This window comes from Peristeroidobacter soli, assembly GCF_004138485.1.
In the GTDB taxonomy this organism is placed as follows: Bacteria; Pseudomonadota; Gammaproteobacteria; order Steroidobacterales; family Steroidobacteraceae; genus Steroidobacter; species Steroidobacter soli.
The window spans coordinates 846057-864633 of record NZ_RYEV01000003.1 but is presented as its reverse complement, the minus strand read 5'-3'; the positions used below and the strand labels follow the sequence as shown (position 1 = coordinate 864633).

Annotated in this window: 14 protein-coding genes; 10 read left to right on the top strand and 4 right to left on the bottom strand. The window is 63.3% G+C overall.

Features of this window, described 5'->3' with window-relative positions:
• Positions 1-46 precede the first annotated feature (46 nt).
• Both EKO19_RS12600 and EKO19_RS12595 read left to right on the top strand, forming a co-directional pair.
• Complete coding sequence (locus EKO19_RS12600) at positions 47-841, top strand: helix-turn-helix domain-containing protein (protein WP_129776753.1); 795 nt, start codon at positions 47-49, stop codon at positions 839-841.
• Positions 838-1620 carry a thioesterase family protein gene (locus tag EKO19_RS12595; protein ID WP_129776752.1) on the top strand — a complete coding sequence of 261 codons (783 nt, stop codon included), beginning with the start codon at positions 838-840 and terminating at the stop codon, positions 1618-1620. Before EKO19_RS12600 ends, EKO19_RS12595 begins: the two co-directional genes overlap by 4 nt.
• A gap of 4 nt (positions 1621-1624) precedes the next feature.
• Here EKO19_RS12595 and EKO19_RS12590 read toward each other — a convergent pair whose 3' ends face one another.
• Entirely contained in the window at positions 1625-1852 is a 228-nt protein-coding gene (locus tag EKO19_RS12590) for a hypothetical protein (protein ID WP_129776751.1), read from the bottom strand.
• A 92-nt stretch (positions 1853-1944) separates the two neighbouring features.
• On the opposite strand from EKO19_RS12590, the gene EKO19_RS12585 reads away from it, so the two are divergent.
• The 3 genes from EKO19_RS12585 (at position 1945) to EKO19_RS12575 (ending at position 7204) form a co-directional block, all read left to right on the top strand.
• Entirely contained in the window at positions 1945-3756 is a 1812-nt protein-coding gene (locus EKO19_RS12585; RefSeq protein ID WP_129776750.1) for an ATP-binding cassette domain-containing protein, read from the top strand.
• Between the two features lie 171 nt (positions 3757-3927).
• The gene (locus EKO19_RS12580; protein ID WP_129776749.1) at positions 3928-4482 is read left to right on the top strand and encodes an ECF-type sigma factor; all 555 of its coding nucleotides are present in this window, start codon (positions 3928-3930) and stop codon (positions 4480-4482) included.
• A 4-nt stretch (positions 4483-4486) separates the two neighbouring features.
• Positions 4487-7204: a serine/threonine-protein kinase gene (locus EKO19_RS12575; protein ID WP_129776748.1), complete on the top strand. Its 2718-nt coding sequence runs from the start codon at positions 4487-4489 to the stop codon at positions 7202-7204.
• Positions 7205-7229: 25 nt separating this feature from the next.
• On the opposite strand, the gene EKO19_RS12570 is transcribed toward EKO19_RS12575, so the two are convergent.
• Positions 7230-8546 (bottom strand): MFS transporter, encoded by a 1317-nt coding sequence (locus EKO19_RS12570; RefSeq protein WP_129776747.1) that lies wholly within the window; start codon positions 8544-8546, stop codon positions 7230-7232.
• An 89-nt stretch (positions 8547-8635) separates the two neighbouring features.
• Between EKO19_RS12570 and EKO19_RS12565 the strand changes: the two genes are divergently transcribed.
• From EKO19_RS12565 to EKO19_RS12555, 3 genes are all read left to right on the top strand, one after another.
• The gene (locus EKO19_RS12565) at positions 8636-9196 is read left to right on the top strand and encodes a DOMON-like domain-containing protein (protein WP_129776746.1); all 561 of its coding nucleotides are present in this window, start codon (positions 8636-8638) and stop codon (positions 9194-9196) included.
• A gap of 3 nt (positions 9197-9199) precedes the next feature.
• Entirely contained in the window at positions 9200-10402 is a 1203-nt protein-coding gene (locus EKO19_RS12560; protein WP_129776745.1) for an exo-beta-N-acetylmuramidase NamZ family protein, read from the top strand.
• 76 nt (positions 10403-10478) lie between these two features.
• Positions 10479-10679, top strand: a complete 201-nt coding sequence (locus EKO19_RS12555) for a DUF6496 domain-containing protein (RefSeq protein ID WP_129776744.1) — start codon at positions 10479-10481, stop codon at positions 10677-10679.
• A 21-nt stretch (positions 10680-10700) separates the two neighbouring features.
• Here EKO19_RS12555 and EKO19_RS12550 read toward each other — a convergent pair whose 3' ends face one another.
• Entirely contained in the window at positions 10701-11942 is a 1242-nt protein-coding gene (locus EKO19_RS12550) for an MFS transporter (protein WP_129776743.1), read from the bottom strand.
• Positions 11935-13980: a DHA2 family efflux MFS transporter permease subunit gene (locus EKO19_RS12545; protein WP_217705293.1), complete on the bottom strand. Its 2046-nt coding sequence runs from the start codon at positions 13978-13980 to the stop codon at positions 11935-11937. The genes EKO19_RS12550 and EKO19_RS12545 overlap by 8 nt, the downstream gene beginning before the upstream one ends.
• 208 nt (positions 13981-14188) lie before the next feature.
• Between EKO19_RS12545 and EKO19_RS12540 the strand changes: the two genes are divergently transcribed.
• Together EKO19_RS12540 and EKO19_RS12535 are read left to right on the top strand one after the other, a co-directional pair.
• On the top strand, positions 14189-17284 hold the full coding sequence (locus tag EKO19_RS12540) for an efflux RND transporter permease subunit (protein ID WP_129776741.1): 3096 nt from the start codon (positions 14189-14191) through the stop codon (positions 17282-17284).
• Positions 17281-18360: an efflux RND transporter periplasmic adaptor subunit gene (locus EKO19_RS12535; RefSeq protein ID WP_129776740.1), complete on the top strand. Its 1080-nt coding sequence runs from the start codon at positions 17281-17283 to the stop codon at positions 18358-18360. The genes EKO19_RS12540 and EKO19_RS12535 overlap by 4 nt, the downstream gene beginning before the upstream one ends.
• Positions 18361-18577: the final 217 nt, after the last annotated feature.

Sequence of the window (18577 nt, the reverse complement as noted above, 5' to 3'; positions counted from 1 at the left end):
GACAGGTAATGGAGCCTCGCCCGAGGCCTGAGCTATCGTCCCTGCCATGAACGCAACCGCCCTCCGACCCATCGGCGACCTGCTGCGCGAATGGCGCCAGCGACGGCGCCTGAGCCAGCTCGACTTCGCCGTCGAAGCCGAGATCTCTTCCAAACATCTGAGCTTTCTGGAGACCGGCCGCTCGCGCCCCAGCCGGGAGATGCTGTTGAAGCTCTCCGAGTTGCTCGAAGTGCCGCTGCGGGAACGCAATACTTTACTTATCGCAGCGGGGTTCGCGCCCATGTTCACCGAGCGCAAACTGGATGACCCGTCATTGCAGGCCGCGCGCGACGCGATGGAATTGGTGCTCAAGGGTCACGAGCCCTATCCGGCCATCGCGGTCGACCGACATTGGACTTTGCTCGCGGCCAATCGCGCCGTCGCACCGATGTTGAGCGGCATCAAAGCGGAATTGCTGACACCACCGATGAATGTGCTGCGAGCGAGCCTGCATCCCGAGGGACTGGCGCCACGAATCGTGAATCTCGGGCAATGGCGTGCGCATATCTTCGCGCGCCTGCGCCGGCAGATCGAAGTATCCGCCGACCCGGTGCTGACCTCCTTGTTGGAAGAACTGTCCGACTATCCCGCGCCGGAGCATCCAACTCGCGGCAAGGGCGAGCTCGCCAACGCGTTTGTCGTACCGATGCGACTGGCGACTCCGCTGGGCGTGCTGAGTTTCATCAGTACCACCACCGTCTTCGGCACTCCGATCGACGTAACTCTGTCAGAATTGGCGCTGGAATCGTTCTTCCCCGCCGACGCGGCCACCGCCGCCGCGCTCCGACAGATGCCGTTATGAGTTACGTCTACCGAATCGAAGGTTCAATCGCACACGCCCAACCCTGCTCCGCCGGCCCTTGGGATCCCGGCATGCAGCACGGCGGCGCGCCCGCCTCGCTGATTGCCTGGGCCGTCGAGCGCATGCCGATGCGTGAGCCCATGCACGTCGCGCGCATGACGTTCGACTTGTTACGCCCCATTCCGGTCGCGCCGCTGGAAATCAAAATCGACGTGCAGCGCGAGGGTCGCAAGATCCAGGTGTGCAATGTGACTTTGTCGCACGAGGGTGTGGTGTGTGTGCGCGCCACGGTGCTGAAGATTCGCCGGGCGGACATGGAACTGCCCGATCATGTGATCGACGAGCCCGTGACGCTGCCCGGCCCCGAGGAGGGTCGCGATGCCAAAATTCGTTTCAGTTCGCATGAACAGTTCGCCGCGGGCGTGACGTTACGTTCGGTGCGCGGCTCGTTTGGCGAGTTGGGGCCCGGCGCGCTGTGGTTCAGAGCGCATCGACAGATCATCGAAGGCGAGGCCATCACGCCGCTGATGCGCGCCGCCATGACCGGCGACTTCTGTAACGGCGTCTCGTCGGTGCTCGACTTCAAGGAGTGGACCTTCATCAACGCCGACCTGACCATCAGTCTGGCCCGCATGCCGGTGGGCGAATGGATTCTGCTGGATGCGCAGACCTGGCTGGGCGATCACGGCGCCGGCCTGGCGTTCGCGAAGCTGGGCGACGAGCGCGGTTATTTCGGCCGCGCCATCCAGAGTCTGGTGATCGAACGGCGCGTGAAGTAGAAAACTACGACCCGGGTGGCGCGGGCGCTTGCGCCGCCTCCGCCTTCTTCCGTTCTTCCTCGGCCCGCTCTTTGCGGATCGTGTAGATCACCGACCCGAAAGCGGCGGCAATGACCAGCATCAGCGCGGCCATGATGAACACCAACCCGCCCGCCAGCCGCCAGCCCTCGTACAGGCCCAGGACCAGGCCGACCGGGGTCGTGATCATCAACATCGGTTTGGCGATACGCATGCGCCTATTGTAGGGCCGCGGCGACGATTTCCAGCCCCGCAATTGGCTTCGCCGGTATCATTCGGGCCCCGACGCCCACGCCCGACCCGCCGATGCCCCTGCTCACGCTGCGCAATGCCGAACTCGCCTATGGCCTGCATCCCCTGCTGGACAGGGCCAATTTCGCCATCGACGAGCGCGAGCGCGTCGGCCTGATCGGCCGCAACGGCACCGGCAAATCCTCGTTACTGAAAGTCATCACGGGCCTGGCGCCTTTGGATGACGGCGAGGTGTCGCGGCTGGACGGGCTCAAGGTCGTGCTGGTCGAGCAGGAACCCTTGTTGCCGCCGGCCGAAACCGTGCGTGACAGTCTGGTCCTGCGCGGCCAGCTCGAAGATATCCACGACGAGCGCGAACGCTGGCGCCTGGAAGCACGCCTCAGTGAATTCTTACAGCGCCTCGGCGTCGCCGCCGAGCGCGCCCCCGAAACGACCTCGGGCGGCGAGCGCAAGCGCGCGGCGCTGGCATTGGCACTGGCTTTGGAACCGGACCTGCTGCTGCTCGACGAGCCCACCAACCATCTGGACATCGACGGCATCACCGCGCTGGAAGAACTGCTGATCAAGGGACCGGCGTCCATCGTCGTCACTCACGACCGCTCGTTCCTGGATCGCGTCGTCACCCGCATCATCGAACTCGACCGGGGCCTGCTGCGCTCCTATCCGGGCAACTTCGCCGCGTACGAGACGCGCAAGAGCGAGCAGCTCGCCGCCGAAGAAGTGATGAATCGCAAGTTCGACAAGTTCTGGGCCCAGGAAGAAGTCTGGATTCGCAAAGGCGTCGAAGCCCGCCGCACCCGCAATGAAGGTCGCGTGCGCCGGCTCGAATCGTTGCGCGACCAGCGCGCCGCGCGCCGCGAGCAAATGGGCAGCGTCAAACTCTCGCTCGACTCGGGTGAGCGCTCCGGCAAGCTGGTCGCTGAGTTGACCGATGTCGAGAAGTCCTTCGGCGAGCGCCCGATCGTTCGCGATCTTTCCATGCGCATCATGCGCGGCGACCGGCTCGGCCTGATCGGCCCGAACGGCGCGGGCAAGTCGACGCTCATCAAGCTCATCCTCGGCAAGCTCGAGCCGGACAGCGGCAACGTGCGTCTCGGCACCAATATTTCCGTCGCGTACTTCGATCAATTGCGCGAACAGCTCGACCCGGAGAAATCCGTCGTCGAGACCATCAGCCCGGGATCGGACTGGGTCGAGATCGGCACCGAGCGCAAGCACGTGATGACGTATCTCGGCGATTTCCTGTTCTCCTCGCAGCGGGCCAATTCGCCGGTGAAAGCGCTGTCCGGCGGCGAGCGCAATCGATTGTTGCTGGCACGTCTGTTCGCCCGGCCCGCGAACGTGCTGGTGATGGACGAGCCCACCAACGACCTCGACATCGATTCGCTGGAGCTGCTGGAAGATACCTTGCAAACCTATCCCGGCACGCTCTTGCTGGTGAGCCACGACCGAACGTTCCTCGACAACGTGGTCACGCAGACTCTGGTCGCCCAAGGCAACGGCCGATGGCAGGAATATGTCGGCGGTTACAGCGACTGGCTCGCACAGCGCCCTGCACCGCTGTCGCCTGCTGCTTCGTCCAAGCCCAAACAAGAAAACAAACCGGCCGCTCGCGCGCCGGCACCGGTGAAGCTCAGCTACAAGGAAACGCGCGAGCTCGCACAGCTGCCCGCGGAGATTGAAGCGATCGAACAGCGGCAACAGGAACTGACGGCGCGCATGAGCTCGGCCGATTATCACAAGCAAGGCCCGGATCAGCTGAAGGCCGATCGCAAGCTGGCGGAAGACCTGGAACGCGAGATGTCGGAGAAGTTCGAACGCTGGTCGACGCTCGAAGCCAAGGCTGAGGCGGCCGCGAAGAGCTGAACAGCCGCGTGCGATAGACCCCTGATGCCTGAACGCAGCGAGCACATGCATGGCATGCGTGGCCTGCGGGACGGCGTTTATGTAACGAAGGCTTGGCCGCCCAGCAGCCGGCGGACCGGCAGCGACAACGCCGTGTGCTAAATTCTGCCCATCAGCGGCCGATTGACGTTCATGTCACAAGTTACTCTACTGCTCGATGCCTCTCGGCGCGGCGATGCTGGCGCCGTCGAGCAGCTGTTCGATCTGCTTTATAACGATCTTCGTCAACTGGCCCACGCCAGGCTGCGCCGCAGCGGCCAGTTCACCCTGCTCGACACGACCGCGCTGGTCCACGAATCCTATCTGCGCCTGTTCAAAGCCGGTGCCATCGAAGCCAACGATCGCGGTCATTTCATGGGTTACGCCGCGCAGGTCATGCGGTCCATCGTCGTGGACTTCGTGCGTCGTCGTTCGGCCGACCGCCGCGGCGGTGACGCGATTCATGTCGACATCGACGTAGCCGCCGCCCATATCGAAGATCCGCGCGAGCGAGAGGTTTTGCAGATTCACGAAGCGCTCCAGGAGCTGGCGAAGATCGATCCGCGACTGGTCAAGGTCGTGGAGATGCGTTACTTCGCCGGCATGACCGAGGAAGAAGTCGCCGACGCCCTCGATCGCAGCGTGCGATCCGTGGCCCGCGACTGGGAAAAGGCGCGCTTGTTCCTGGCGACGACTCTGGCACAGTAGCGCCATGCAACGCATCGGGCCCGAAGACTGGAAACAGATGTTCGAGCTGCTCGATACCGCACTCGACCTGCCACCGGGCGAGCGCAACCCCTGGCTCGATGCACTCTGCGGAGATTACGAACGGCTCAAACCCGCACTTCGCGAACTGCTCGCCAAGCATGCGAACCGCGACAGCGATGCATTCCTGCGCGACCTGCCGCAGTTCACCAGCTTGACCGGCATCAATACTTCTCCGCTCAGCTCGCCCTCACCAGGAAATCACATCGGCGCTTATCGCCTGGTTCGCGAACTGGGCCGTGGTGGCATGGGCAGTGTGTGGCTCGCCGAGCGCGCCGATGGCACGTTCAAACGAAACGTCGCGCTCAAGCTGCCGCACGTCACCTGGATCGGGGGGCTCGCCGAACGCATGTCCCGCGAGCGGGACATTCTCGCGACGCTCGAGCATCCCAACATCGCGCGACTCTACGACGCCGGCGTCGACGATCTCGGCCGGCCGTTCATGGCGATGGAATATGTGGAAGGCGTAACCATCGATCGCTACTGCGCCGAGCATTCGCTCAGCGTCGAACAGATTCTGCAGCTGATTCTGCAAGTGGCCCGTGCTGTCGCTCACGCGCATGCGCGGTTGGTCGTCCATCGCGACCTCAAGCCCAGCAATATTCTCGTGACCGCCGCTGGCTCGGTGCGACTGCTGGACTTCGGCGTCGCCAAGCTCCTGGAAAACCAGCCCGGCGAACAAACCCAATTCGCCGTGCGCGCCTTCACTCCTGAATACGCAGCGCCCGAGCAGATCAAGAGCGAGTCCATCAGCACAGCCACCGACGTTTATTCGTTGGGGGTCGTGAGCTATCAATTGCTGACCGGCGCACTGCCCTACTCACCCAAACACACCGGCAACGGCCAGCAGCTCGAACGCGCCATCACCGAGGTCGACGCATCCCTCGCGAGCGAGACCGCTCAGGATCATCAGCGCGGCCGCCGCTTGCGGGGCGATATCGACGCGATTCTGAATCGTGCGCTCAAGAAGGCTCCGACCCAACGTTATGCGAGTGCCGATGCCTTCGCCCTGGATATCGACCACCACTTGCACGGTCGTCCCATCCAGGCTCGGCCCGACAGCGCGTGGTACCGCTTCAGCAAATTCGTCAGCCGCAATCGCGCGGGCACCGCCGCGGCCGCCGCCGTACTCATCGCCATTCTCGCTGGCGCCAGTGTCGCGCTCTGGCAAGCTCGCGAGGCCCGCGAGCAGGCAGCGCGTATTGCAGTCGAACGCGATATCGCTCGTCGAGCCGCAGCGCGTGAAGAAGCGGTGCGCATGTATTTGACGCGCATGTTTCGCAACTCAGTCACTGCGGACGGCTCCGGCACCACCACAGCGAAGACCATGCTCGACCGTAGCGCCGAGCGGGTGTTGCAGGAGTACCGCGACGATCCTCACCTCGCCGGCAAAGTGGTCGAGACGCTCGCCGATTTGTATGGCGCACTCGAAGATGTCGCCGGACAGGTGCCCCTGCTCGAAGGCTATTTGAAACAAGCCGGCCCGGAGGCGAATCCCGAGACCGTCGCGCTCGTGAAACAGAAACTGGCGCACGCCGAACTGGCGCGCGGCAATTTGCAGCGCGCCGATGAATTGCTTCAGTCCGCTGAGCAATTCTGGAACACCGATCGCAAGCGCTACGCCGAGCAACATCTGGAATGGCTCACCATCAAAGCACGCGTGCTGCGCGCTCGAGGCGATCTGTCCGGTTCCATCGCGACCAACGAGCAGGCGATCGCCGAGCGCGTTGCGCTTTCCGGAGAGAATCACAGCGAGACGGCGATTCTCTATAACTCGCTGGGCATCGCGCTGATGAATGCCAATCGACTGCAGGAGGCGACGTCTGCCTATCGGAAGGCGCTCGCCATTCACGATGCGCTCGGCACCGGTGAAGATGTCCCCGCATTGGTGATGCGAGCGAATGTGGGCACGCTGTCGTATCGTGTCGGCCGCGTTGCGGATGCCGAGCGCGAATTGAAACACGCGTTCGAGGGTCAGCGGGCGTTGTCGGGCGATTCCGCGGCGGTCGCTGCTTCGATGGGGCAGTACGGTTCGTTGCAGACAGCGCTCGGTCGGCCCGATCAGGCCATTCCCATTCTGGAAGAAGCGGCCCGCATGGCCGAGAAGTTCACCGCGACCGGCAGTGCGCTTCATGTGCAGAATCGGACGTTTCTTGCCGAGGCACACGCAGCGGCCGGACGTCCGAAAGATGCAAACCAGATTGCCGATGAAGCACTGGCTCTGGCACGCAAGCAGTTTGGCGACGACCATCTATTCACGCAGCGGGCGCGGCTGGCCAAGGCCCGCCTCGCTACCAAACAACAGCCGTTCGCTGCCGCCTCCGCCGAACTCGCCGACGTAATCACCAAACTCCGCGCCGGCGGCCCCGCCGCGCAGTTGGCGCTCGGCCAGGCATTGGTCGCTCAAGGCGAACTGCTGATCCAGAACGGCCATGCCACCGAGGCCGCGCCTGTGCTCGAAGAAGCCGTGAAGCTCCGCGAGCGAGTCATGTGGGAACAGAGCTGGGAGCTCGCCGAAGCCCGTGCCCGACTGGGAGAAGCGCAAGTCGCCGCCGGCAAGCCCGAAGGCAAGGACCTGATCCAGCAGTCACTCGCCACGATGGAATCGCAGCTCGGGCCGGACCATCCGCAAACCCAACGGATCCGGCGTGCGATCGCGATGTGAGAACCAAGCCGCCAACGGGCAACGCTCAGCGAACGCTTTTGACGGGCAGGATGCTGATCGACGCCAGCAACGTGATCGCGCCGGCGACCGCGAACAACCACGTGTAATTCCCACCTGTAAGCGCAAGGATCACCGGCGCGACGGCGGGCGCGATCGCCTGAGGCAAAGCATTCGCGACGTTGAAGATGCCCAGATCCTTGGCGGCATCACGCCAGCGATTCGGCAACACATCCGTGACCAATGCCAGATCGACCGCGAAATAAATGCCGTGACCGATGCCGGTGATGGTCATGCCGAGCAGGAACGTCGGATAGTCGGGCGCGACCGCGATCACCCACAATCCCATTGCATACACCACCCCACCGATCGCCACGAATACCTTGCGACGACCGATCGCATCCGACAGCCGTCCGCCGAGAATGCTCACCGCCACGATGGCGACGGTCTGCGCCAGGATGCCTCGAAAGATGAGCGTGGGCAGCTGCCCTTCGGTATGACCGAGCTTGTCGATCAGATAAAACGGTTGATACGTGTTGAGAAACGCGCTGCCCAGCACGAAGAACAGACGACTCAGCCAGGTCCAGCCGAAGTCCGGATAGTGGCGAGGATTCACCCAATAGATCGCGATCACATCGCGCCAGCCCAGCGACTCGACTTCGCCCGGCGCCAGATGCCGATCGCGCAACGTCAGTGCGAACACCAGCACGAGCACGACGCAGATCGACGCCGGCAGCATGAATGTATGTAGCGTCGAGGTGGCCACCGACTGCACCAGATACGTACCGCTCACCTGTCCCAGCGGCAAACAAACACCCATCACGCCCGCGACTGTTCCGCGCTGTGCGACGGGAACCTGATCGGGCAGGACCGCGATGATGGCGGCCAGCACCGCATTGAATGCGAGCTGCGCCAGACACCAACCGACGAGCACCATCGCAATGCTCTGTGCCGTCGCAATCAACAACAGCGCCAGCGCGCCGCAAATCACGCCGCCGATCAACCACGGCCGGCGCATGCCGAAACGCGATGTGGTGCGATCGCTCAATCGACCGAACAAAGGATTGCCGACCAGCGCGAAGAACGCGCCCAGCCCGAGCACCAGAGACAAACTCGACGCGGCGGTTTCCGGCGCGAGATGCCGCACCTTCAAGGCAATGGTCACGAGCACCGGCGTCAGCAACGCCAGCCACGTCCCTGTGTAGGCCAACGCGTGGAGCGTGATGAATCCCCAGCCTACGCGTGCCTTGTCGTCGACAGCTGCTTGCCCGGCCGGTGCTGCGCCTCCCTGCGTCCCCGCTATTCGGGCATCCTGCCCATCAGCCGGCTGCTGTTGTGAATGCATGGCGCGGAGGATGCCCGTAAGCCCCCATTGCGGCAATCGCGAACTGGCCCCGGCACCCGCGACGTGGAGGAGTGGCATAGAATAGCCGCATGAATCCCACTGCCCTGCTGTGCCACCCCTCGACGCCGGACGACGTGGTCACCGACATCACCGTCGAAGTGGACTCGCTCACGACCGATCTGCTGGTGCTGGACTACCGGATTCGCGGCGACATCGATCGCCTGCAGCTGCCCGCGCAGGCCGCCAGCAAGTTCCAGGACCTGCTGTGGCAACACACCTGCCTGGAAGCGTTCATCGGTTTCACCGACAGCGACAGCTATTTCGAATTCAACTTCTCGCCCTCGAGCCAGTGGGCCGTGTATCGATTCGAGAACTATCGCCAGGGCGTGACCCCGATCAACCCGATGCCGTCGCCGCGCGTGATCGTGCGCCGTCATGGCGACTGGCTCGAAGCCGACGTGGACATTCATCTCGGCGCCATTCCCGGACTGACCGCCAGCGAGATCAAAGGTCGTGAGCTGCGGCTGGCCGTTTCGGCGGTCATGAAGAACGATCAGGGCCGGATCTGTTATTGGGCGCTCGCGCATCCGGCGGGCAAGCCCGACTTTCACCATCGCGATGGCTTTGCCCTGCGGCTGGCCGGAGATTGAAGCATGAAGTTCGGTATCGATCGGCTGCTCGAAGAGCCGTCGCTGCGTCGTGAGTTACAAGGCAAGCGCGTCGCGCTGCTGGCTCATCCCGCCTCCGTCACCCCGGATCTGACTCATTCCCTGGATGCACTCGCAGCGGCTGGAGTGAAGCTCACCGCTGCGTTCGGCCCTCAGCACGGCCTGCGCGGCGACAAGCAGGACAACATGGTCGAGTCGCCGACCTTCAACGATCCGGTCCACGGCATTCCGGTGTTCAGTCTGTATGGCGAAGTGCGCCGACCCACCGACGAGATGATGCAGCCGTTCGATGTGCTGCTGGTCGATCTGCAGGATCTCGGCTGCCGCATCTACACATTCATCACGACGCTGCGCTACGTGCTCGAAGCAGCGGCGAAACATGGCAAGTCGGTATGGGTGCTGGATCGCCCGAACCCCGCCGGCCGACCGATCGAAGGCTTGCGTCTGCGCGCCGGTTGGGAAAGTTTCGTCGGCGCGGGACCGCTGCCGATGCGACACGGCCTCACGCTCGGCGAGCTCGCGCACTGGTTCGTGCGTACGCTCAAGCTCAACGTCGATTATCGTGTGATCGAAATGCAAGGCTGGCAGCCCGACGCCGCGCCGGGTTACGGCTGGCCGCTCGGCGAACGAACCTGGGTCAATCCCAGCCCCAATGCACCGAATCTCTGGATGGCCCGCGCATATGCCGGCACGGTGATGCTGGAAGGAACGACGCTGTCCGAAGGACGCGGCACGACCCGACCGCTCGAATTGTTCGGCGCGCCCGACATCGACGCGAACAAGGTATTGACCGAGATGCGCTCGCTGGCACCCCAATGGCTGAATGGCTGCCGTCTGCGTCCCTGCTACTTTGAGCCGACCTTTCATAAACATGTCGGGAAACTTTGTTCAGGCCTGCAGATCCACGTCGAAGATCCGAGCTACGATCACCAGGCCTTCCTGCCGTGGCGACTGCAAACATTGGCATTCAAGGCCATCCGTCGCCTGCATCCCGACTATCCGCTGTGGCGCGACTTTCACTATGAATATGAGAAAGACCGCCTCGCCATCGACATCATCAACGGCGGCCCGGGGCTGCGCGACTGGGTCGACGATGCGCAGTCAACGCCGGCGGATCTGGATGCGATCACTCAGCCCGATGAGAAGGCCTGGGCCGAGGAACGCATGGACTTCCTGATCTATCGCTGACTGCCCTCGGAACAGCCTGCTGTAGCAAGGCGTTGGTGGGTCGGGACTAACTCATCCCGATACACGAGGAGTCGTCATGGCGACGAAGCGTAAGTACAGCAAGAAGGCTTCGAAGAAAGTTGAAAAGGTGATGCGCGAGCGCAAGGCCGGCACGTTGCGCAGCGGCCGCTCCGGCAAGAAGGTGAAGAGCCGCAAGCAGGCGATTGCGATCGGCTTGTCCGAAGCACGGCGCTCTGGAGCAAAGGTTCCCAAGAAGAAGAGCTCGAAGAAGAAATGAGCTCGCTGTGCGCCGCTCCAACTACGACTTGGAGGTGCGCACGAGCAACAGCGCGCTGAGCGCGATCAGTGCCAGCGCGCTGAGGGTCAGCGAGGCATGGATGCCGATCGCGGCGCCCATCAACCCGACCGTTACGCCGCTGAACGTCCGCAGTCCCAACGCCATCATCGAGAACACGCCCAGCACGCGACCGCGAATATCGGCTGGCGCGTTCAGCTGCACGAGCGTCTGCGCCATGGAGTTGAAGGACAGATCCATGAAGCCGGCGACGAACAGCAACAGCACCGCCAACGAATAAATCGACGACATGGCGAAACCAGCCAGCGCGACACACCAGAACATCGCCAGAATCATCGCCGTGCGCGGATTGGGCTGCAGCCAGCCGCGACTCTCCAATATGAAGCCGGCCGTCAGCGCTCCGATTGCATCGGCGCCCAACAGCACGCTGTAAGAAAGATCCGCATTCGCGTGACCCAACGAACGTGCGAAGTCAGGCATCTGCGGCAAGTAAGCATTGCCGATGAAGAACGATGCGCCACCCGCCAGCAGAATCATTGCGAGCAGCGTCGGAATTGAACCGATGCGTCGAAGCGTGGACGTGACATCGGCCAGCGAGAGCAACGCGCGACGCGGCGGCCCCTGCCCGGCTTCAGCACGCGAATACGGCGCCTTCCACAACCAGATGATCGTCGGCACATAGAAGAACGCGTTCAGCAAGATGCCGTGCGACGGACCGAGCAGCATCAACAGCGCGCCACCAATCGCCGGCCCGCCGAGCATTCCGAGCTGGCGCGACGTGGCGTTCAAACGCACGGCGCTTTGCAGATCTTCCTTGGGAACGACGTGGTGAAGCAGCACCTGCGCGCCGGGCGTCCACAACACGCCCGCAATGCCATGCAACGTCAGCAACGCCATTGCATGCCAGACTTCGAGCGTGTCCGTCACGAACAGCGCACCCCACGTCAGGGACACGCCCATGAACATCACCATGCCGATCTGAATCAGTCGACGCGGATCGAAATGATCGGCGAGCGCGCCGACCGGCAACGACAGCAGCAGGAACGGCAGCCAGTGCGACACCACGGCGAACGCACCGAGCGCGTTCGACTGGAACTTCTGGAACATCATCCAGTAGCTGATGACGTGCTCGATACTGTCGGCCATCATCGCGCCGGCGAAACTGAGGAAGAAGCCGCGATAACCCGCGTGGCGCAGGGCCGCGAATGAACGATGCGTCGGCGCTGTGGTGGTCGCGTTACTCACTGGGAGCAGCCGTGTCCGAATGCGGTTTTGCACGCAGCGGCAGCTCGGGAATGCACACCACGACGAGCAGCGCGAGACCGACGATCCACAACGCCCGTTGCAGCATCTGGGAGATCGAGGCCGCGAACGCCACTTTCACGCCGCGCTGAATGTCCGCGACCAGCTTGTTTGCATACGCCCCGATGCCGGCTTTCACCATTTGCAGCGCCTGCTGAGCACGCTTGGCGACGATGGCATTCTCAGTGGCGAGCATGCTGTCACGAAACAGCGCGGCAACGCCGGCAATCACGGCAGGCTCGTTCCAGGCCCGAGCTGGAATGTTCTCCAACTGTCGTTTCATGGCCAGCGACAGATCCGGATCGTCCAGCAATCGATCCCGCCCTCGAGTGCCGGCCTTGAGCTCAGTGACCAGCTCGTCGGTGCGTTCCACCAGTTCGTCATGCGTCTTAGCGCGCAAACCGCCATCGCGCAGCGGCGCTTTGATCGACTCGGGCAGTCGCGAATCGGCCAGCACCTCCTCGACCGCGCGCTGATCTTCGTTGTAGGCACGCTCGATCACGTGATATCGCTCATCGAGCGCCGTCTGCACGCGGGCACGAATGTTGTCCACGTTCATCGCCTGGCTCTGCGCGTGCGAGAGATCGATCTGCGAGAGTTCGCCGCCGCCAGGCAACTGAGGAACGTTCTTGGGCAACTCGGTAGTCAGCGCATGCGTAAGGAGCGTCCCAAAGATGGCTACACCGACCGTCGACCCGATGCCCCGGCTGAACTGGCTCATGCTGGTCGCCACGCCGATGTTGCTCGACGGCGCGGCGTTCTGGATCACCAGGTTGAACAGCGTCTGCGCCGGGCCCAAGCCGAGGCCGGTCAAGGCGAGTCGCCAGGTCAGATCGGCTTGCGTCGTGTCGGCAGTCAGACCGGTCAGAGACCAGACCCCCACAGCGAGCAGCACAGCGCCGGAAATCATCAAACCTTTGTACTTACCGGTGCGCGCGACGATACGACCCGAGCCGATGCTGCTGACGATCAGCGTGAGCATCAACGGCAGCAGTGCCACACCGCTTTGTACCGCTGAAACGCCCTGCACGACCTGCATATACAACGGCATGAACATCACCACGCCGAGGAACGCCATGCTCATGACGAACGAACCCAGGGTGGCGAGCCGGAACGTGGGAATGCTGAACAGATGCAGCGGCAGGATGGGCTCGCGGGCGTGCTGTTCGACCCAGATGAAAATTCCGAGCGCCATGGCTGATATGGCAAACAAGCCGAGGATGTGGGACGAATCCCAGGCGTAGTGCGTGCCGCCCAAGGTCAGCGCGAGCAACAAGGTCGTCGCGGCGATCACCACCAGCAACGCGCCGAGATAGTCGATGTTGCCGCCGCCTCCCTTCCGCAAGGGAGGCATTCGATAAATGATCATGAACAAGGCCAGCGCGCCGAGCGGCAGGTTCACATAGAACACCCAGCGCCAACCCGCGATCTCATAGCCCGCCAACGACACGGTACCGTGATCGGTGAAGAAGCCGCCGATGAACGGCCCGACCACCGTAGCCAGACCAAACATCGAGCCGAACACACCGAACAGCTTGCCGCGCTCGCGCGGTGGATACATGTCCGCCATGACGGCCATCGACACCGTCATCAATGCGCCGGCGCCCAGCCCCTGCAGAGCACGGAATACCACCAGCTGCATCATGCCCTCGCCCAGCAGCGGCAGGCTGCCGAACTCGCCGCTCAGTCCGCACAGCGCCGAACCGACCAGGAACGTGACCACACCGATGATCAGGATGGGCTTGCGGCCGTACTGATCGCTCAGCTTGCCATAAAGCGGCACCGACACCGTGGAAGTGAGCATGTATGCCGTTGTGACCCAGGCATACATCGACAGGCCTTGCAGTTGCTCGATGATCCGAGGCATGGCCGTGGCGACGATGGTCTGATCGAGGGCACTGAGCAGTACCACGACCGCCAGCGCCGCCAGCGTCAGGCGCCTTTCGGCGGACGTGATTTGTAAGTCGCTCGGGTCGCTCAAGGGGGGATTCTGAGTCGCAAAAAACGCCCGAGAGCTTAAACCGTCCGCCGCCGCCCCGCACCACGTGTTCGGCCCGTCGTGATTTGATTTCGGCTGGTCGCAATGGCCACAACCGCCGGACCGGGCTGCGGTCCAATCTCCAAGTCGAAAGGGCCTCGGCCACTTTCGACCCATTCGATCAGTCGGCCGTACCCCCAAGGACCCTGCGATGCGCGTCATTGCCGCTGCCATCCGCAACCCCATTGCCGTCGGAGTGACGGTACTGCTCGTCGCCCTGTTCGGCTCGCTCAGCCTGCGCGAACTGCCGCTACAGCTGTTTCCCGATATCGAGCGGCCAACCATCGCCATCACTACGGCCTGGCGCGGCGCCTCGCCCGAGGAAACCGAAGCCGAGCTGCTCGAGCCGCAGGAGCGAGTGCTCCAGGGCCTGTCGGGCGTGGAGGAAATTACCGGCAACGCCAACAGCGGCGGCACCGACATCGTGCTCACGTTCGCCATCGGTACCGACATGAAGGCGGCACTCGTCGACGTGATCGGTCGCATGAGTCGCTTGCCACCGTTGCCGCGCGACGCCGATCGGCCCGTCGTGCAGTTGGGCGGACTCGGCGGCGACGCGAATCAGAACCTCACATTCTTTTTCGTGCAGCTGTTGCCGGGGACGGAAGGGCCGGTCGACAAGTACCGCCGCTTCGTCGAGGACGTCGTGAGGCCACGCATCGAGTCCGTGCCCGGCGTGGGCGGCGTGTTGGTGAACGGCGGCTCGCCCAACGACATTCGCATCACCGTCGATCTGGCTCGTGCCGCCGCGCTTGGCGTTGGCATTCCCGATATCGCACGACTGGCCGCGAGCGCCAACAATGTTTCTGCAGGGCAGCTCGACGTGGGCCGGCGGCAATATGCCCTGCGTTACGCCGGCCGGTACGACGTCGATCAATTGGGTCAGCTCGTGCTTGCGTGGCGCGATGGTCAGCCCGTGCGACTGTCTGATGTCGCCGTCGTCGAGACGCGGCCGCCCGACAAGCTCACCTACTCGCATCAGAACGGCAATCCGGCCATCGATCTGCAGATCCTGCGCGCGCCGGGCGCGAACGTGCTCGGTACGTTGGATGAGGTGAAGAAGGTCGTCGCCGAACTGCGTGAAGGCCCGCTACGCGAGCGCGGCCTCGGGATGGAGCAATCGTTTGACGCGTCGCTGTTCATCACGCGCGCCGTCAATCTGCTGATCGAGAATCTGGTCGTCGGTGCGTTGCTGGCACTGGTGTGCGTGTGGTGGTTCATGCGAAACGTCCGCGCGACAGTGATCATCGCGACGACGATTCCCATTTGTTTGCTCGCGACGTTCTGCGCGCTGCATCTCGCCGGTCGCAGTATCAATGTGATTTCGCTCGCGGGATTGGCGTTTGCGGTCGGCATGGTGGTGGAAGGCGCCATCGTCGTGTCCGGCAACATCATTCGACTGCGCGAAACCGGCCTGCCCATCGAGCAGGCCGCGCACGACGGCACGCGTCAGGTCGTGCCAGCGTTGTTCGCCTCGACGACCACGACGATTGCGGTATTTCTGCCGGTGCTGTTTCTCAAGGACGTGGAAGGCCAGATCTTCGCGGACCTCGCGCTGACGATTTCCATCGCCGTGGCATTTTCCATTCTGGTGGCAATTACCGTCGTGCCCGCCGCGACCGGACGCTGGCTCGGCGGACCGATGCAGAAGTCGGGCTACGGCGAAGGCTGGCCGGGACTGACCGACAAAGTGATCGAATGGACGCGCACACGGCGCCAGCAAGTGATGTGGGTGCTCGTGTTGCTGGTCGCGCCGTTGGTGCTGTCGTGGGCGTTTCTGCCCAAGCTCGACTATCTGCCGCCGGTGAAGCGAGCCGCGATCGACGCGTTCTTCAGTTTCCCGCCCGGCATGAGCCCGACGACGGTGGATCGCGAGATCGTCACCAAGCTGCAGGAGCGCATGCAGCCGTACATGAGGGGTGAGAAGCAACCGCGACTCAAGAACTATTACGTGTTGCTGTGGCCCGGCGGTGGCACGCTCGGCGCCCGCGTGATCGATGATGAACGCATCGGCGAGCTGGAACGCATCGTGCGCGACGAGATCGTCGTCGGCATTCCCGACACGCGAGTGTTCGTCAATGAAGGCGAGCTGTTCGGAGGCATCGGCGGTTCGGCGCGCTCCGTCGCCATTCATCTGCAAACGACCGACACCGCGTCGCTGAATGCCACTGCCGCGGCCGGTCGGCGATTGCTGGAACAAACCTTCCCTGGCGCGAACGTTCAATCGTTCCCGAATACGGACGTGCAGGTGCTGGAGCTGCGCGCCGAACCGAACGATCGACGCATCGCTGAGGTTGGTTGGGACCGCGCGGCATTGGGCACTGTCGTGCGATCGCTCGGCGACGGCGCGTGGCTCGGCGAATACTTCGATGGCCAGGCGCGGCTGCCGGTGATTCTGCGCACCAACCTTGGTGAAACTCCCGAGGACATTGCACAGGCGCCGTTGATTACGCCGTCCGGTGAAGTCGTGCCGTTGGGTGAGCTGGTCACGCTGGAGACGACACTCGTATCCGAGCAGATCCGGCGCGTCGATCATCATCGCACGGTGACGCTCACCATCGATCCGCCGCCCACGCTGTCGTTGGAAGACATGCTCGCCAAGATCAATAGCGACATCGTGCCTCGGCTGCGTGCCGACCTTCCCGCGGATGCAACCATCCGCCTCGCAGGCAGCGCGGACCGGCTCGACAACATCATCGGCACCATGAGCGGCAATTTCGTGCTCGCGTTGCTGGTGTTGTTCATGCTGATGGCGGCGATGTTCCATTCACTGCGGGATGCACTGGTAGTTGTGCTCACGGTGCCGCTCGCTCTGGCCGGCGGCGTGCTTGGCATTCGTTTGCTGGACATCGTCACGTTTCAACCGCTGGACCTGCTGACGATGATCGGCTTCATCATGATGATCGGCATCATCGTCAATCACGCCATCCTGCTGGTCGATCTGACCCGCGAGGCGATGAATCACGGCCACAGCCTCGAAGCAGCGCTGCGGATGTCGCTCAATCAGCGACTGCGTGCGATGGTCGCGAGCACGCTGACAGGAGCGCTCGGAGCGTTACCGATGGTCGTGAACCCCGGCCCGGCGAGCACCATTTATCGCGGCCTCGCTGCGGTGAATGTCGCGGGCGTGATCGTGAGTATGGTGTTCTCGATCGTGCTGTTGCCCAGCCTGATGCGACTCGTTTATGAGCGTCGCTCGACTGCCACGGCGCACGCCGCCGATTTGCTAACGGAGACCGCGCAATGATGCGAGCCACGAAAGGATTGCTACTCCTGCTGTTCGCCGCGAGCGCGGGCGCTCAGCAAGCCAGACCCGAGCTGCCGGTGGTGATGGTCGAAGTCGCGCAGGCGTCGATGAGTCGCGTGGCCCCTAGACGCTGGGTTCCCGGCAGTGTCGTCAGTCGTAACGATGCGCGCCTCGCGACCAGCGCGGCAGGTCGATTGGAATACGTTGCCGAGGTCGGCACGCGGCTTCGGGCCGGCGAGCGCATCGCCAAGCTGGAGGACGAGGCGGTCCGTCTGCGAGTCGAAGATACGAAAGCAGAGATGACGCGCATCGATGCGCAGCGCGCGATGTCCGAACGGCAACTGCAACGGATCGAGAAGCTCGCGAACAATTCCATCTCACAAACTCAGCTCGACGAAGTGCGCTCGCAGTTGCAGATGTTCACGGCTCAGTTACAGCAGGCGGAAGTTCGTCATCGTTCCGCGCGGCATGATTTGGAACAGACGGAAGTTCGGGCGCCGTTCTCTGGCGTCGTCACGGAACGTCTCGCCCAGCGCGGCGAGTACGTCGCAACCGGCGCGTCGATCGCGCGCCTCGTCGATACGGTTCACGTCGAAGCACGCGTTCAGGCACCGCTCGCGCTGCTGAATACGGTGAAGCCGAGCATGGAGCTGCCCATCAAGGTCGCGAACCAGCAAGTCCCCGCGACGGTGCGGACGGTCGTGCCCGTGGGCGAGGAACGCTCCCGCCAGTTCGAACTGCGCATGCTCCTGGCGGACAGCGCCTTCAACGTCGGCTCCGCCCTCGAAGTGGGCCTCCCCGAACGCGCCGCCACCGACGCTCTCGTCGTCCCCCGCGACGCCATCGCCGTCCGCCAGACCGGCAACTACCTGATGCGCATCCGCCGGGACAACACCGCCGAACGCGTCGCCATCAACTCCCTCACCACCGACGGCGACCTCGTCACCATCGACGGTCCGGTCAACCCCGGCGACGTGGTCGTCATCCGCGGCGTCGAACGCCTCCAGGACGGCCAGCGAGTCACCATCCTGAGCCGCGACGCCGCCCTGAAAGCCAAGCCTCGGCCGGAGGCGTGAATCTATTCATCAATCTATTCACGGGCGATCACTGCCAGACGATAAGCCCATGAATCACTTGGAAATCGGTCTGAAGCTTCTATTCACGAATCTATTCATCGAGCTATTCATGCGTAGCCCTCCGAGCTGGCACACCCGGGTGACCTGAACGTCAAATCCTCTGACCTATTTGCCAACTCGCGCCCGCCACCTCGCCTTGGCTTCCCAAATAAGAATG